The organism is Yokenella regensburgei ATCC 49455 (genome assembly GCF_000735455.1).
Taxonomy (GTDB): domain Bacteria; phylum Pseudomonadota; class Gammaproteobacteria; order Enterobacterales; family Enterobacteriaceae; genus Yokenella; species Yokenella regensburgei.
The window spans coordinates 23,267-37,473 of sequence record NZ_JMPS01000033.1 but is presented as its reverse complement, the minus strand read 5'-3'; the positions used below and the strand labels follow the sequence as shown (position 1 = coordinate 37,473).

Below are 14,207 nucleotides of genomic sequence, written 5' to 3'. Positions count from 1 at the left end.
GCTCCGTTCCTCGATGGGGCCCGGTGTTTTATTCACACAAGAGGATGTTATGGTTACTATTCGTTTAGCACGTCACGGCGCTAAAAAGCGTCCGTTCTACCAGGTTGTTGTTACCGACAGCCGTAATGCACGCAACGGTCGCTTCATCGAGCGCGTTGGTTTCTTCAACCCGATCGCTTCTGGCGCGGAAGAAGAAACTCGTCTGGATCTGGATCGTATCGCTCACTGGGTTGGCCAGGGCGCTACTATTTCCGATCGCGTTGCTGCGCTGATCAAAGCCGCTAACAAAGCAGCTTAATCTGTCACGGTGGTCATGATGAGCAAGCAACTCACCGCAAAAGCGCCCGTCGACCCGATCGTATTGGGAAAAATGGGTTCTTCCTACGGTATCCGTGGTTGGCTCAGAGTGTTTTCCTCCACCGAAGACACCGAAAGCATTTTTGACTATCAGCCCTGGTTTATCCAGAAGGCGGGTCAGTGGCAAGAGGTCGAGCTGGAAAGCTGGCGTCACCACAATCAGGATATCGTCATCAAGCTGAAAGGCGTTGACGATCGCGATGCCGCGAATCTGCTGACTAATTGTGAAATTGTCGTGGATTCCTCGCAGTTGCCGAAGCTCGAAGAGGGTGACTACTACTGGAAAGACCTGATGGGCTGCCAGGTAGTGACAACTGAAGGCTACGATCTGGGTAAAGTCATCGACATGATGGAAACCGGGTCAAATGACGTTCTCGTCATTAAGGCAAACCTGAAAGATGCGTTTGGTATCAAGGAGCGGTTGGTTCCGTTCCTCGATGGGCAGGTTATCAAGAAAGTCGATCTCACTACTCAAACGATTGAAGTAGATTGGGATCCTGGTTTTTAAATTCTCCGGATAAACGGTGAAAGACGGTTCAGTGGGGATTGGCTCGTGTTTATTGGTATTGTTAGCCTGTTTCCAGAAATGTTCCGCGCGATTACCGATTACGGGGTAACTGGCCGGGCTGTAAAAAATGGCCTGCTGAACATCCAGAGCTGGAGTCCTCGTGATTTCGCTCATGACCGGCACCGTACCGTGGACGATCGTCCTTACGGCGGCGGACCGGGGATGTTAATGATGGTGCAACCTTTACGGGATGCTATTCATGCAGCAAAAGCCGCGGCAGGAGAAGGTGCTAAGGTAATCTACCTGTCACCTCAGGGGCGCAAGCTTGATCAAGCGGGCGTCAGCGAACTGGCAACGAATCAGAAACTGATTCTGGTGTGCGGTCGCTACGAAGGCGTAGATGAGCGCGTGATCCAAACCGAGATTGACGAAGAATGGTCTATCGGCGATTACGTTCTCAGCGGTGGTGAGTTACCAGCGATGACGCTGATTGACTCCGTCGCCCGGTTTATTCCGGGTGTTCTGGGACATGAGGCTTCGGCAACGGAAGATTCCTTTGCCGATGGATTGCTGGATTGCCCACACTATACGCGTCCTGAAGTGCTGGAAAGTATGGAAGTCCCGGCAGTTTTACTGTCTGGTAACCACGCTGAGATTCGCCGCTGGCGCCTGAAACAGTCGCTGGGCCGTACCTGGCTGAGAAGACCTGAACTTCTGGAAAACCTGGCTCTGACTGAAGAGCAAGCAAGGTTGCTGGCAGAGTTCAAAACTGAACACTCGCAACAGCAACATAAACATGATGGGCAGGCGTAAGCCCCCAAATATCAGTTTACCCAGGATAAGAGATTAAATTATGAGCAACATTATTAAGCAACTTGAACAAGAGCAGATGAAGCAGGACGTACCTTCCTTCCGTCCGGGTGATACCGTGGAAGTGAAAGTATGGGTTGTTGAAGGTTCCAAAAAACGTCTGCAGGCATTCGAGGGCGTGGTTATCGCTATTCGTAACCGCGGTCTGCACTCTGCATTCACTGTTCGTAAAATTTCCAACGGCGAAGGCGTTGAGCGTGTCTTCCAGACTCACTCTCCGGTAGTTGACAGCATCTCTGTCAAACGTCGTGGTGCCGTTCGTAAAGCTAAACTGTACTACCTGCGTGAGCGTACTGGTAAGTCTGCTCGTATCAAAGAGCGTCTTAACTAATAACGCACTCACGCTGCATCCTAAGCGTGTTATGAAACAAGGGGTTAGCAATATGCTAACCCCTTTTTTATTGGCGATGGCGGCAAAGTGGCGATGGAGAAATCCGCCTTTGGCGGCAGGCATAAAAAAACCTGCCGAAGCAGGTTTAAAGCGCCAGTTTCTGTTGTTGGCTTTTCGCTGGATGAGGTGGGGCGGGTTCAACCTCTCCTGGTCTGACGATAAAGCGTGAAAGCGTTTCGAAGGTGATAAACGTACATCCACAATTGATGTTCTGACACTGGTGGTAACGCTCTTTTGTTTCGGCGCTCAAATATCGGCTGGTACGTGCATGTGCAGCATTCTGGCATAGCGGACAGTGCATCATAGTCGTTTCTCCCTGCAGTAATTCTAAGAGAGATAATAAACCCTTAACTTGCATTTGCAAGTTTAAGTGTCATTTTCAACATCGATCGCGTCATACTCTACCTCTGTGGTCCTGACCTCAAGCTCTAAACTCGTCGTAAAACCCTTGTTGCTGAGGCTATGCGTGACCTTACTGATTAACCAGTCCTGTTCATCGATGACGCTCTTAAAACCGGATACCTGGATTGGCGTTTCGGGGTACAAATCAGCTCGACCGAACGCCAGCGTGACAGAGAACTCTGCAATGCCTCGCTGAAGCTCGTCCCACTTTGCCTGAGCGGCGCGCATGGCTTGTTCCTTTGAAGCAAAGACCGTCGTTAGCGCCAGCACATTTTCAGGCTCGCCGGCCATGTATTCGCGCGGCTTAGCTTCCTGGTCCTTTTTGTCTTTCGTTTTTTTACTGACGGGTTTTGCATTCGGGTGTTCCTGTGTACCCGTGGCCGGTTGCTCAGGCTTACGCTTGATGGCGACCTCCGGCTGTTGCCGCTTCGGGTTTCTGGTCTGCAGCCATTTTGCAGTCACGCCGGTGTACGCACTTCGGTCGGCAATTGCAAACCTGTGACGATCGCCATCGCTGCGGGTCAGCGTTAATTGTGCAATAGGCTTACCGCTGGCGTTCACTGCGCTACCCGCTTTCAACATCAATAACTTCCCCGCTTTCACCGACACGCTGGCTCCGTTGCGAACGGCCAGGCGGCTCAGAAATGCCGCATCGGACTCCTGCGACTGGTCAATGTGGGGGATCGGTATTTTCTGCAGTGGCGCTGCTACGCTTGCCGTTAACTTGTTACGTCTGGCAATCGCATCAACCAGTTCTCCGAGCGTGGTGTCGTGCCATGACTCTTCCCGACGGGAGTTGAGCGAACCACGGAAATCAGCACTGCGGGCGCGAATGGTCAGCGTGTCCGGAGCCCCACTATGTTGTATTTCATCTACGGTAAAAACCCCCATTTTCAGAAGCGCCGAGTCCTTCCAGCCGAGGTACAGCGTCAGTACAGCGCCGCGTTGTGGGAGCTCGATTTGCCCGTCGATGTCATCAAGCGCTATGTCGAGCAGGTCAGCTTCAAACCCCCGGTTATCGGTCATTGTCAGAGAGATTAGCCGGTCGTAAAAGTTGTGGGTAATATCCTTGTCGTTTAGCTCTAATATGAATGCGGGGGCGATCCTGGCGCCAGCATCAATCGCCATGCCGATTATCATCCTGCTATTCCTCCGAATGAACCCTGCCATTTTTCCGCCTGCTTAATGGCGGAGTCGAGTAGCTCGCTTGCCTGGTTCTTCAGGTCACCAAACATTGCAATCATTGACTCATCGACGCGCTTCAGCGAAATCGTGAAATCAATTTTCCTGGCCGCGCCATTGCTGAGAAGTTCGGTGTTTGCGGCCGTTATCTTATCGACGATAAACATCCCAAGAATGTTGCCGGTCCCTTCGATGAGTGGCCAGGCTCTGGCTTCATTTGCCATGAGCTCGAGTGCCTGCAGGGAGATTCGGCCGCCGGTTATCTCTGGATAAAGTGTTCCTGAAAGTTGAAGAGCACTTTCTCCGTCACCAAGAAACTGATACGCAGGAAGTCTTCCAATCCGGTCATTAGACGCCCAGCGATAATCCTTCGAGTACTGTGTCGATTGATAGGGCAGGGTTCGCCGTTCAAATACAAACATGCCAAGTGCAAGCATCATTTTCGGTTATCTCCTTAGCCGTTTAGCGCAAATTGGCTGTTTCTTCTTGCGCGGCTTTCTTGCTGACGTTTATCGAGCTCATCAGACACTATTCGGGCAAGCTCCAGGGGGGTGGTATTTCCAGCCTGTATTGTGACGTTGTAGGTGTGATGGCTTTGATCGGAATATGAGTTAGCAACCGATGTTTTCACCGGCTGATAATTTTGGTTGCCATTATTTGCAAAGGAGGGCTGGGAGTCGGCGTTATCCTGCTGTTGGGCTCTGGCGTTCTCCGTTTTCTTGTCGAGGTCGTTCGACTCTTTATTAATTACTCCGATTTTTTCGAGGAGCCAGGAGACACCGCTGCGCAGTTTATTAAACGCATCAAGAGGGGCCGTGAGCGCTGAGGCCAGCGCTTGCCCGAACATGACTCCTGCATTTTTGCAGCTGTCGAGCGTCTCCTGGGTAGATTTGACGGGTTCAATCAGTTTTGTGAACCAATCCCAGACGCCGCTCAGCTTTTCACCTAGCCAGTCAAAAACAGGCAGCAGTGGCTCGAACAGGGTAGCGATGGGGGCAAAGGCAGCGGAGATACCCTCTATGACGCCGGAGAAAAAGGCGCTTATAGGCTCCCAGTATTTGCGAATAAGTAATGCTCCGCCGACGATCGCTACGCCAACGGCGACAATCGGCCAGGTCATAGCACCAAGAACCGTTGCAATGGCACCACCAACCGTACTGAACACGATGCCCAACATGTTGGCTCCCAAAGTAATGGCGTTAATGCCCATCAATATTGGCCCTGCGGCCAGCGCAATATTGCCAATGATACCAATCAGCATCATTGCCCCGCCGGCAATGACGCCAATAGTTTGCGCCAGGCCTTTGTTGTTGTTTATCCAGCCGTCAAGCTTTAACACATACTGCGTGGCGGTTTGCGTCAACTTACGTAGCGAGCCTTCCTGCTGGTCAAAAACATCCGTGCCGATTGACTGATAAGCGGACTGTAGTTTTGCCAAATCGCCGCCAAGGTTATCCTGCAATACGCTGATTTTCCCTGCGGTTTTGCCGTCAGAGGTTTTATTCTGGTGGGTTAAACTCTCGAGCTTTCCGCTGGCAGCCGCATCCATCAACACCCCGGCGGCGGGGCTCCCCTCGGCACCGAAAATGGCGTTTGTATATTGGTCTTGCTGACCAGCGCTGAGCTTATTACGCACAAAACTGGCCTGAATATCTTTCAGGATGGAGACGGCGGAGCGAGAGTTACCCTGGCTGTCCGTGGTGTTAACGCCGAGTGAGTTAAGCGCATCGCTGGCTTTACCGGTGGGAGTCTGCAGATGCTGCAATACGGCATTGCTACCGGCACCTGCAGCTGAGCCGGTGATGTTTTTATCATGCAGGACGCCTACCATCGCGGCGGCCTCCTCCAGGCTTACGCCGGCCTTTTGTGCAGCTGGTGCAACGAGCGCCAGTGAGTCACTGATTCCTTCAAACGTGGCCTGTGTTTTTTCCATCGTCATCGAGATAACGTCGGCGATATGCGAAGCCTTGTCGTCGGTCAGCGCAAAGGCTGATTTCGTACCGATGATTAAAGCGGCACTTTCCTCCAGCGTTTTTTTGTTCGCCAGCGACATATTAAGGATCGCGGGGGTTTGCGCCAGAATGCCATTCGCATCCGCGCCGGAATTCGCGACGACCAGCTGCGCCGCAGCCGCATCGGCTGGTGATACCGTGGTGTTTGCTCCCAGCGATTTTGCCTGGCTTTTTAGCGCCGCCAGTTCTGGAGATTGCTTTTGCAGACCCAGAACTGCCTGTAGTTCAGCGCTTTTCGTTGACAGTTGGTAACCAGGTTTGAGCAGACCTGCACCTGCGGTTACTCCGGCAGTGGTGACCCCAGCTGCAGCACTACCCGCCGCGCTTATCTTTCCAGCAAGCTGTGTACCTGACTGATAGCGCGATTTTACCCGACCTAATCTTTCCTGCTGCGCATTGACCCGCTGCAGCGACTCTTGCTGGCGGTTTCGTTGCGCCGTGGTCGCACTAATGTTGTTTTTCAGCCGGCGCTCGTCAGAAGACAGGGTACGGGTATTGATGCCCGTCTGGGCCAGTTCCGTGCGTTGGCGCTGAAGTGAGATCTTCAAATCGTTGTACTGGTTTTTCAATCTTGAGGAGGTGTGAATTGCAGCCTCCAGAGCCTGCGCCTGCGCCCGGGTTGGATTGACGGTGTTCCTGAACTGTACGGCAAGCTCGGCGGCTTCGTGTTTCGCGTTCGCAAGTGAGCGGCCAGTGGTGGCCAGCTGCGCGCTTGCAGTGCGAAAACCAGTGATTTTCGCGGCCTGAACGTTCAGGTCGCGTAGTTTTTGTTCGGTATCGCGAATATCACCCGACAAGGACTGACTCGCGACCCGGATGGAGTTAAACGGTCGGGTCGCCTGGTCGACCGCTTTCAGCAAAACCTCAAGTCTCAGATTTTTACTCATTGTGGTTTCCGCTACGCTGTAGCGCCTTTTCGCGCCATGTGATGAGCTCGGCCAGACTCAGGGAATAGAGCTCTGACGGCGGCCAGTGAAAAATCACCGCGATATCCGCCATCAGATCATCAACCGACATAGTTGGGGGAAAATTCAGTCCGCCGAAACCGGTGACAAAAAACCGATCACCTTGCCGGCAAGCTGCAGCAGGTCCGGCAATTTCATCGCGGCGACTTCGGTTTCGGTAAGCGCAGGATAGGTCATGCGCGGCAGCACCTTAATCAGCGCATCAACTTCGGATTGTGCGACGGCAGCCAGGCTGACTCCGCGCAAGGTGCCGGCATTCGGCTCTGTCAGGGTAATGCTTTCGAGCGTCTGACCCGCACGCTTAATCGGCGTATCGAGGAAAACTGTATTCGGGTTTACCGTCGCCATGTCTTCCGCGGCGGTCTCTACGGATCCCGGCGTTTTGCTTTTTTCTTTAACCATGATGTCTACAGCTCCGAATATGGGCAGGATAAATAACCGGCCAGCAGTACTGGCCGGTCAGGGGTTACAGACCGATAGCGCGGCGGTGTTGCTCCAGACGGTCGATACCGTTCACCTTTTCAACCATGTTGATGGTGTCGATTTCGATGATGTCGCTACCGTCAATAGAGAGGCGGTAGTAGGTGCAGACGGTCGACATTTTGGTCGAGGTATTCTCACCTTGCTTATTTTCACCGCCGTCGATCTCTTTGTGACGGCCACGCATGACCACTTCAACCGCCACAATGTCACCGGTGTCATCGCGTTGGTAAGAGCCTGCAAAACGCAGCGGTACAGCATCTGCACCCGGGGCCGCATATTGTGCCCACAGTGCAACATCCGGCAGGCCGCCGACGGACCACTCGAGGGTTAGCGCGTCGTCATCAAGACCCAGGTCAATCGACGCTGCACCATTCATACCGCCTCCGCGGTAGTTCTCGAGCTTGCGGGTGAGCTTCGGCAGGGTCACGGATTCAACAACGCCCATGTAGCTCAGGCCATCGTTGAACATGTTCAGGTATTTAAGTTTGCGAGGTAGTGCCATGTGGTTTCAGGCTCCTTAGCTGTTGACCGATTCGGCCAGATTCACCAGGTACTTATCGGTGATACGCTGACGCATTGTCAGGCTTTCCAGTGGTGGGACTGGCGTATAGTCGTAGTCGATATACAGTTTGCCTGCCTTGAGGCTCTCTTTATCGTTGGACTCTTCATCGAACCAGCACTCGCCGTCAACGATGTAACCGTTGGTGCGCAGCTCGCGGAACTTGGCGTTGATACCATCAACAATGTCGCGAATGAGCGTCGCGGTGATCGGCTTATCAACCGCCCACATATGTGATTCGGCCATTGTGTCTGCCAGCACCTGGGCAGTACGGGTGTAGTTCTCGAAGAGGAATAACGGATCGTCAGAACAGGTACGGTTACCCCAGAAGCGGAAACCATCCTTGCGTACAAGCGTGGTGACGCCGGCTTCGTTCAGCAGATCTGCATCAGTCCCGGATGCCTGCAAATCCCAGAATACGGAGGCGCTGATGCCGGTGACACCCTGCACGCCAACGTTGGACAGCGTTTTATGCCAGCCGACGCTCTGGTCGATTTTGGCTCGCAGACCGAGTGCCCGTGCGGTGGCGAAAGCCGTTGCGGTGGCGTTTGCGGTGGTGTCCCATGCGAGGAAGTCAGGCCAGATGACCATCAGTTCGCGCTGACTGAAGTTTTCGCGATATTTGATAGCATCAGCGATGGTTTTACAGCCCCAGGCACTGATATAACCAAACGCGCGCAGATTAATACACACAGATGCAAGCGCGGTAGCGACCTCCTGAGTATCAAGACCCGGCACACCGAGGATGCGCGGTTTGACGCCGGTCACCGCTTCGGCGGTCAGAAGCGCTTTAATACCGGTGTATTTACCATTTTCATCCGTACCGCCGATGATGTTGGAGATGGTTTTCTTCTGCGCTTCTTCCGGGCTCTCGTCGGTGCCTTCTTCGACTCGGACAACGATGGTGACCGGTTTTGACTGGTCGGCGATCGCCTGCAGGGAAGTTGCCAGGGTGCCTTTTTTACCGGCTTTCGCAATGGCGCTCTGGACATTGGTAATCAGAACCGGTTCATTGAGGGGGAATAGCTTCGCGTCAGCATCGCTGGCCGTACAGACCATGCCGATGATAGCGGTCGAAACTGTGGAAATGACGCGGGTGCCGTCGTTAATCTCAAGCACCTGTACGCCGTGGTGGAAATCACTCATCCGGTTAACTCCTTGGTTAATGGGCGAAGGTTATTTTCCTTACTGGGTGGGCGCGAGGCTATTGATCCGCGGTGGGTGGGTACTGGTACAAAAGAAAGGCGGGCTTGAGCCCGCCAGGAATGGTTATCGAATAAGAAAACGCTTTGGCTTAATTACTCCGGCTTCGGCGGCCAATCGATTTTTGGCGCATCTCCGGGGTTAATTCGATTCAGTAAAACGCTGTATTTTTCCCATTCAGTAAGTCGTGCCTTTTCCTCAGCCGTCGCCATATCAAGTTTAATGGCTCGTTCCAGAGGACCCATCACGCGCTCAGCCTCGCTCATGAGCCTATCTTTTTTTCGTTCTGCCACAGCAATGAGTTGCTCAGGTGTCGGCTCTGGCTTGTCGACCCAGCAAGGATTGTCTTGAACATCCGAACTCAGTACTTTTCCTTCCGGAGGAACGGCGATAAATTTTGCATATATTTCATCAGTAACCGGTTTAGCATCCTGCGGCCATGAACCCGCTGTGATGTAATCCTTTTTCCAGGCACTTGCGACGAACACAAGTTCAGAGGGTGAAAAATTAAAATTTGCTTCCATTTTCTCTAAGTTTTCTCCCATATCATCTGAAGGTTGAATCGCTGAAAAAGCCATCGCTCTGGCACTGAACTCTGTTGCTGGTATGTTGAGATCAGTCATTGCTACCTCCCAATCGCAAAAATGATTGCCCGCATAGGCTGCCACCATGAACTATCACCAGGAATATTCATTTGTACCCGACAGATTTCCTGATTCCAGCCATAAACCACAGCATTGGCATCGCTACGGTTACCCTCACCCTGTCCATTAGTACCCACGTTTACCGTGCAGCATTGATTCGGGAAACGAAGAGGGAACCCCACTGAGTAAACGGTCTCGTCATCTTTGACCCAAGGGCCGACAGTCCACTGGTAGATCAAACCGGTGTTTTCATCTTTCCACCAACCGCGTTCGCCGTCAGTCCACCAGTGCGTGCGGCCATTAACGTAGTCCCACGTAGCGCGGGTATTAATATTGACATCGCGAGCGGCATACTGATTATTCAGCCAGCCGCTTAACCAGCCGTTCCATACAGTGCCGTTAACATCGCCGTTAGCGTTAAGCGTGGCACCACCTGCATGGATGTGAGACGGAGAGTAGAAATTGTTATCTACACCAAAAACAAACTCTGAAGCACTATCCACACCGTTATTAACACGGATACCGGTATCGCCTTTATCCTTGTAGATATAAGCCCGTGCCGTACCATCTGCATTGAACAAGGCAAAGTGACCACGACCATCGCCCCTGAGAGCTATGAGGTTGCCAGCGGAATAGACGTTTCCGGTAAACGAGGCGGTTCCTTCTGGGGTGATATTCACTAGGCTGTTGCCGTTCAGCGTAATAGCTAAGCCGCCTGTGTGGTCATCGGCGGTTCTGACAATACCGACCTGAATTTTGTTTGCGTGCCAGTTGAACTCTGCGCCAGAAACTATTCCACCAGGTGTTGTCTCCTGACTGAATAGCGCCGTGGCGTTTTGATCCTGCGGCAGGGTTTCAACCCGACCAAATTTGAAAGTGTGGTTGTAGCTTCCACCATTAGCCGATACTGCTCCGACATCGGATGCAGACGGTTTATTCACGGTGTTGTAATCACGTCGCCAACCTGGTGCATAGGCATCACTATGATTGATATAGGTGAATTGTGCATTAGCTATGCCCCCACCTGATGTGGTTGATGGTGTGGTGATACGAATAGTCATTGCCCCACGAGTACCCATCACCTCAACAACCGCACCAGCCAGGCAGATATCCCCGCATCCCGTGTCTGTAATGACCTTATTGTTGGCATAAGCCCATGATCCCTTACACATCCAGTACGGGTGATTAAATGCTCCCTGGCTCTCCAGCCAGGCAATCAATTCAGCGGTAGTCCATGGATTGCTGTCGCCGCCAATACTGATTCCGGCACTGTACGCCCTTGCGGCACCAGCGGTACGCACGAATAAATCTTTATCTGGAATATCTGCGCCGTTCTGGCCTTTTTGCATAGCGTCAACGATGCGGGTGTCATCACCTGCGGCAACGGTATTGGCCGTTGTGCCGGTGTTTTTGGTCGCACTGTCACCCAGTTGCAGGCTCTGGCGTGCCTGTGCTGGATTCGACAAATCAGCGAGGTTGCTATCTTTAGCCAGCCTCACATTCGCGTTATCCATCGCTTTTTTTACCGCCTTTGGGGTGGCTGCGGTAGTTTCGTCTTCGCTGTCGACAGAGCTGTTCAGCCGCGTGAACCCTTTTTCGGTCAGGCTGGCATCTGGGTGGCGGCGTGACTTCTCGTGTTCGGTGAGCAGATCGTCCACGTAGTCTTTCGTTGCCATCACCACTGAGCCATCAATCGACAGTTCGACGGATTCAAGATCGCTGACCACAATGACCATACGCACGGTTTGTGCGCGGCCGGAGCCTTCAGCCAGCTCTGGCTTATAGCTCTCCGCCATGTTCGCTACGGCGACCAGGGTACCGGTATCGTCGTAAAGCCCCATTTCCCGCGACCAGAATCCACCCACTTCCGGTGGGATAACCAGTTCGGCCACGATGTAATTCTTTCTCTTGTTATCCTGGCTGATTTTATTCAGCGTATGGCGCCAGACCTCATTAATGAGTTTTGTTTGCCCGGCGTTTGGCTCCGGTAAGCTCCCGCCGCCGTCGCCGATGGCCATCGCGGTAATGTTGACTTTTTTCCCACCCGGAAGCGTTGCGGCAGCAAATTTCTCCGCACCGGCGTGGGTGATAATCGTCTTATATTTAGTGCTCATAACGCCTCGCTTTCAGGATAAACCGTAATAATGTCGCCATCCCAGGCCACGCCGCCGGTGTACATTTTACCGATGACGTCCTGTGTAATATTCAGGCCAATAAGATGACGGCTGGCTGATTTTGCATCATCAATCAACCGTTCCATTTCGAAATACATTTCCTCCGTGATACCGCTTTCCAGTACGCCGATATCAAGGCGAAAGGTGCCTGGAGGATCGCTGGTTTCCCACCACTCAGCGACGTTGATGATATAGCCGAGCGGCTCGACAACGCGTCGGATTGCCCCAATCGTGCCTTTACGGCGGTGGATGAAGTAGGCGCTGCGCACCACGTCTCGCTTGGTCTCTTCTGGCCAGTTTTCATCCCAGCGATCGACGGAGAACGCCCATGCCAGATAGGGCAAGAGGCTGACCGGGCAGGTATCAGGGTTCCAGAGCACGCGCAGAGTCACCGGCGTTGCCTGAATTTCTGCGCAGGCTCGCGCGGCCGCTACCTCAAGTGCCGAAGAGCCAACCGGCAGCAAGCGCGAATCACTCATCAGAACCTCCGACCGTAATGTGGTATTCGGTGCAGAAAGAGGCCTGAGTCTCATCGAGAACAATATCGTTAGCCGGCGCGGTCAATTCGACGCGCTGGACGCCTTCAACGTGCAGTGCGGCATAGATAGCCGATTTACGAATATCCCGCCCGAGCCGGTGCTGTGTGGAGATATACGTTTTTAGCTTCTGCTCTGCGGCTTTGCGGATGGGTTCGCTCTCAGGGCCTGGATAGAGGAACAGCGTGGCGTCAATGGTGTAGTTGATGATACTCGCTGACTGGACCGTGACACGATCGGCGACGGGGCGTACATCCTCACTGTTGAGGGCGTTACGCACCACGCCTAGCAGCGATTCAGAAGCGATACCGTTGTCTTCTCGCGATAGCACCGAAATCGTCACACAGGCCGGAGACGGGCTGATGACCGAGATATCCGCGACGCGACCGTCGGCGCTACGGCCGTGATACTGATAAGCACCAACCGGTCCCGCTACGCTGAATCCTTCAAATGCCTGTTGCGTGCGCAGGCGTAAATCGGTGTCTGACTCCATGACTGCGGGAGTTGGAGGAATGGTCGAGTTATCCGCCGGTGTGATAACCAGGCGCTTAACGTTCGAGTTTGCACAAAGGACATCAAGATCGTGCTTTTCTGCATAAGCCAGCATCACCGCCCGGGCGGCTTCGTTGACACGCTGGCGCCAGATAACTTCCCGATACGCATTTTCTTCGAGTAGTTTAACGAGAGGTTCCGACTCAAAGGTCAGCGTTCGGGCGATGGCCTCCTGCTGATCCTCCGGATAGAGGGAAACCAGCGTTGCTTTGCGTTCGGCGAGAATGTTTTCAAAATCAAGCTCCTCAACGATATCCGGGGCAGGGAGCAGGCTCAGGTCTACGGTTGCCATAGTGATTTAACTCAGTGAAACGGTGGAAGAAAACGGCAGGCCGGTGTCTGTCCGGGTGCCAGTAATGTCGACATACATCGCCCCTGTTTCTGCGCGTTCGAAGGTGATGTTTGAAAGCCGCATGCGTGGCTCCCATTTCTGGACCGCCGAATAGCACGCCACCATGATTTGCAGTCTGAGCGCCTCATTTTGCGGTTGGTCAATCAGGGCGGAGAGCAGGGAACCATAGTTGCGCCGCATCACGCGTGAACCAATCGGCGTTATCAATATGTCGCGTACGCTCTGGCTGATATGTTCACCATCCGTGATACTCATTCCGCTGCTGCGGTTCATCCCCAAAAATCGCTCGGTCATTGTGTGCCCTCCGTCCAGCTCCCGCCTGATTCCACGCCGCCGTGGCGGTGGTTATCCACTTGCACGCCGTTCGATGTAAAGTTGCCACCGGTGTGTTGAATGCTGCCGCTCATCGTCCCGCCTTTCTGTACCTCAAGCGATGAGGTTGTCAGCTTATTGGTGCAGATGACTTCCGGGGTATCGAGGGTAATGCGCTCCGAGGCTTTAACCAGAACGACCGGGACGGTGGCGGTAATCGACGCTGAGGCGGTGACGTCAGCCGTTTTAATCCCACTAGCGGTCAGGGCGCCCGTTTCGGGCTCGTATTCGATAACCGCACCATCAGGGAATACCGAATGCCAGGCATCTGCCGAGGCTGAAGGTGCAGGGTGGTCATCGGAGAAAATTCCCGGTAGGACAAAAGCGGTATCCAGCTCGCCGCCAACGGCCAGCAGCAATACTTGCTCACCGACAGAGGGAGCCCACCATGTGCGGGAGCGACCCGCTCGCGCCGACAGCCAGTTAAGCCAGGTCGTCTGAAGCCCGCCGCTCTGGACGCGACAGAGTGCCTGTGAAGTATCAACCTCAATAACCACACCGGTACGAATGAGGTTGCGTACCGCGCGGGCGAGTTCCTGTATCGAAGATAATGTATTCATAGTGGAAGGATGCCTTTGGTCTGCAGCGGCGCCAACCGTAGCGCCTGCGGTGATGGCTCACACAATATTTACTTGCTCAGAAGGT

General features: G+C 53.5%; 19 protein-coding genes. 5 read left to right on the top strand and 14 right to left on the bottom strand.

Annotated features, from left to right (window positions below; translation table 11 throughout):
- The first annotated feature begins 49 nt into the window (after nucleotides 1–49).
- Genes rpsP through GYRE_RS24720 form a run of 5 tightly spaced genes read left to right on the top strand, consistent with a single transcriptional unit; the run spans nucleotide 50 to nucleotide 2,295 of the window.
- Complete coding sequence (gene rpsP / locus GYRE_RS10330; RefSeq protein WP_038255074.1) at nucleotides 50–298, top strand: 30S ribosomal protein S16; 249 nt, start codon at nucleotides 50–52, stop codon at nucleotides 296–298.
- A gap of 18 nt (nucleotides 299–316) precedes the next feature.
- Complete coding sequence (rimM, locus tag GYRE_RS10325) at nucleotides 317–865, top strand: ribosome maturation factor RimM (protein WP_038255072.1); 549 nt, start codon at nucleotides 317–319, stop codon at nucleotides 863–865.
- A gap of 45 nt (nucleotides 866–910) precedes the next feature.
- Nucleotides 911–1,678, top strand: coding sequence for a tRNA (guanosine(37)-N1)-methyltransferase TrmD (gene trmD, locus GYRE_RS10320; RefSeq protein ID WP_038255070.1), 768 nt, complete (start codon nucleotides 911–913; stop codon nucleotides 1,676–1,678).
- A 40-nt stretch (nucleotides 1,679–1,718) separates the two neighbouring features.
- Entirely contained in the window at nucleotides 1,719–2,066 is a 348-nt protein-coding gene (rplS, locus tag GYRE_RS10315) for a 50S ribosomal protein L19 (protein ID WP_004104634.1), read from the top strand.
- Nucleotides 2,067–2,118: 52 nt separating this feature from the next.
- Entirely contained in the window at nucleotides 2,119–2,295 is a 177-nt protein-coding gene (locus tag GYRE_RS24720) for a hypothetical protein (RefSeq protein ID WP_167829687.1), read from the top strand.
- Here the strand turns inward: GYRE_RS24720 and GYRE_RS23700 are convergent.
- From GYRE_RS23700 to GYRE_RS10250, 14 genes are all read right to left on the bottom strand, one after another.
- Entirely contained in the window at nucleotides 2,212–2,430 is a 219-nt protein-coding gene (locus tag GYRE_RS23700) for a DNA-binding transcriptional regulator (protein ID WP_072009061.1), read from the bottom strand. The genes GYRE_RS24720 and GYRE_RS23700 overlap by 84 nt on opposite strands.
- A gap of 62 nt (nucleotides 2,431–2,492) precedes the next feature.
- Nucleotides 2,493–3,668: a phage late control D family protein gene (locus GYRE_RS10310; protein ID WP_038255066.1), complete on the bottom strand. Its 1,176-nt coding sequence runs from the start codon at nucleotides 3,666–3,668 to the stop codon at nucleotides 2,493–2,495.
- Nucleotides 3,665–4,150 carry a phage tail protein gene (locus tag GYRE_RS10305; RefSeq protein ID WP_038255064.1) on the bottom strand — a complete coding sequence of 162 codons (486 nt, stop codon included), beginning with the start codon at nucleotides 4,148–4,150 and terminating at the stop codon, nucleotides 3,665–3,667. The genes GYRE_RS10310 and GYRE_RS10305 overlap by 4 nt, the downstream gene beginning before the upstream one ends.
- 14 nt (nucleotides 4,151–4,164) lie before the next feature.
- Nucleotides 4,165–6,609, bottom strand: a complete 2,445-nt coding sequence (locus tag GYRE_RS10300; protein ID WP_038255062.1) for a phage tail tape measure protein — start codon at nucleotides 6,607–6,609, stop codon at nucleotides 4,165–4,167.
- Complete coding sequence (locus GYRE_RS10295; RefSeq protein ID WP_006817463.1) at nucleotides 6,602–6,739, bottom strand: GpE family phage tail protein; 138 nt, start codon at nucleotides 6,737–6,739, stop codon at nucleotides 6,602–6,604. The genes GYRE_RS10300 and GYRE_RS10295 overlap by 8 nt, the downstream gene beginning before the upstream one ends.
- Before the next feature lie 14 nt (nucleotides 6,740–6,753).
- On the bottom strand, nucleotides 6,754–7,089 hold the full coding sequence (locus tag GYRE_RS10290; RefSeq protein WP_038255060.1) for a phage tail assembly protein: 336 nt from the start codon (nucleotides 7,087–7,089) through the stop codon (nucleotides 6,754–6,756).
- Between the two features lie 64 nt (nucleotides 7,090–7,153).
- The gene (locus tag GYRE_RS10285) at nucleotides 7,154–7,672 is read right to left on the bottom strand and encodes a phage major tail tube protein (RefSeq protein ID WP_006817465.1); all 519 of its coding nucleotides are present in this window, start codon (nucleotides 7,670–7,672) and stop codon (nucleotides 7,154–7,156) included.
- A gap of 15 nt (nucleotides 7,673–7,687) precedes the next feature.
- On the bottom strand, nucleotides 7,688–8,875 hold the full coding sequence (locus GYRE_RS10280) for a phage tail sheath protein (protein ID WP_038255057.1): 1,188 nt from the start codon (nucleotides 8,873–8,875) through the stop codon (nucleotides 7,688–7,690).
- Nucleotides 8,876–9,027: 152 nt separating this feature from the next.
- Complete coding sequence (locus tag GYRE_RS10275) at nucleotides 9,028–9,555, bottom strand: tail fiber assembly protein (RefSeq protein ID WP_244922371.1); 528 nt, start codon at nucleotides 9,553–9,555, stop codon at nucleotides 9,028–9,030.
- Nucleotides 9,556–9,557: 2 nt separating this feature from the next.
- On the bottom strand, nucleotides 9,558–11,690 hold the full coding sequence (locus GYRE_RS23205; RefSeq protein ID WP_051860946.1) for a phage tail-collar fiber domain-containing protein: 2,133 nt from the start codon (nucleotides 11,688–11,690) through the stop codon (nucleotides 9,558–9,560).
- Nucleotides 11,687–12,229 carry a phage tail protein I gene (locus tag GYRE_RS10265; protein WP_038255055.1) on the bottom strand — a complete coding sequence of 181 codons (543 nt, stop codon included), beginning with the start codon at nucleotides 12,227–12,229 and terminating at the stop codon, nucleotides 11,687–11,689. The genes GYRE_RS23205 and GYRE_RS10265 overlap by 4 nt, the downstream gene beginning before the upstream one ends.
- On the bottom strand, nucleotides 12,222–13,130 hold the full coding sequence (locus GYRE_RS10260; RefSeq protein ID WP_038255053.1) for a baseplate assembly protein: 909 nt from the start codon (nucleotides 13,128–13,130) through the stop codon (nucleotides 12,222–12,224). Before GYRE_RS10260 ends, GYRE_RS10265 begins: the two co-directional genes overlap by 8 nt.
- 6 nt (nucleotides 13,131–13,136) lie before the next feature.
- On the bottom strand, nucleotides 13,137–13,484 hold the full coding sequence (locus tag GYRE_RS10255) for a GPW/gp25 family protein (protein WP_038255051.1): 348 nt from the start codon (nucleotides 13,482–13,484) through the stop codon (nucleotides 13,137–13,139).
- On the bottom strand, nucleotides 13,481–14,122 hold the full coding sequence (locus tag GYRE_RS10250; RefSeq protein ID WP_006817475.1) for a phage baseplate assembly protein V: 642 nt from the start codon (nucleotides 14,120–14,122) through the stop codon (nucleotides 13,481–13,483). The genes GYRE_RS10255 and GYRE_RS10250 overlap by 4 nt, the downstream gene beginning before the upstream one ends.
- Between the last annotated feature and the right edge of the window lie 85 nt (nucleotides 14,123–14,207).

Excerpts from the sequence above, each read along its gene's own strand:
- rpsP (WP_038255074.1), top strand. The coding sequence starts at position 50 with ATGGTTACTATTCGTTTAGCACGTCACGGCGCTAAAAAGCGTCCGTTC.
- rimM (WP_038255072.1), top strand. The coding sequence starts at position 317 with ATGAGCAAGCAACTCACCGCAAAAGCGCCCGTCGACCCGATCGTATTG.
- rplS (WP_004104634.1), top strand. The coding sequence starts at position 1,719 with ATGAGCAACATTATTAAGCAACTTGAACAAGAGCAGATGAAGCAGGAC.
- GYRE_RS24720 (WP_167829687.1), top strand. The coding sequence starts at position 2,119 with ATGCTAACCCCTTTTTTATTGGCGATGGCGGCAAAGTGGCGATGGAGA.
- GYRE_RS23700 (WP_072009061.1), bottom strand. The coding sequence starts at position 2,430 with ATGATGCACTGTCCGCTATGCCAGAATGCTGCACATGCACGTACCAGC.
- GYRE_RS10310 (WP_038255066.1), bottom strand. The coding sequence starts at position 3,668 with ATGATAATCGGCATGGCGATTGATGCTGGCGCCAGGATCGCCCCCGCA.
- GYRE_RS10305 (WP_038255064.1), bottom strand. The coding sequence starts at position 4,150 with ATGATGCTTGCACTTGGCATGTTTGTATTTGAACGGCGAACCCTGCCC.
- GYRE_RS10300 (WP_038255062.1), bottom strand. The coding sequence starts at position 6,609 with ATGAGTAAAAATCTGAGACTTGAGGTTTTGCTGAAAGCGGTCGACCAG.
- GYRE_RS10295 (WP_006817463.1), bottom strand. The coding sequence starts at position 6,739 with ATGTCGGTTGATGATCTGATGGCGGATATCGCGGTGATTTTTCACTGG.
- GYRE_RS10290 (WP_038255060.1), bottom strand. The coding sequence starts at position 7,089 with ATGGTTAAAGAAAAAAGCAAAACGCCGGGATCCGTAGAGACCGCCGCG.
- GYRE_RS10285 (WP_006817465.1), bottom strand. The coding sequence starts at position 7,672 with ATGGCACTACCTCGCAAACTTAAATACCTGAACATGTTCAACGATGGC.
- GYRE_RS10280 (WP_038255057.1), bottom strand. The coding sequence starts at position 8,875 with ATGAGTGATTTCCACCACGGCGTACAGGTGCTTGAGATTAACGACGGC.
- GYRE_RS10275 (WP_244922371.1), bottom strand. The coding sequence starts at position 9,555 with ATGACTGATCTCAACATACCAGCAACAGAGTTCAGTGCCAGAGCGATG.
- GYRE_RS23205 (WP_051860946.1), bottom strand. The coding sequence starts at position 11,690 with ATGAGCACTAAATATAAGACGATTATCACCCACGCCGGTGCGGAGAAA.
- GYRE_RS10265 (WP_038255055.1), bottom strand. The coding sequence starts at position 12,229 with ATGAGTGATTCGCGCTTGCTGCCGGTTGGCTCTTCGGCACTTGAGGTA.
- GYRE_RS10260 (WP_038255053.1), bottom strand. The coding sequence starts at position 13,130 with ATGGCAACCGTAGACCTGAGCCTGCTCCCTGCCCCGGATATCGTTGAG.
- GYRE_RS10255 (WP_038255051.1), bottom strand. The coding sequence starts at position 13,484 with ATGACCGAGCGATTTTTGGGGATGAACCGCAGCAGCGGAATGAGTATC.
- GYRE_RS10250 (WP_006817475.1), bottom strand. The coding sequence starts at position 14,122 with ATGAATACATTATCTTCGATACAGGAACTCGCCCGCGCGGTACGCAAC.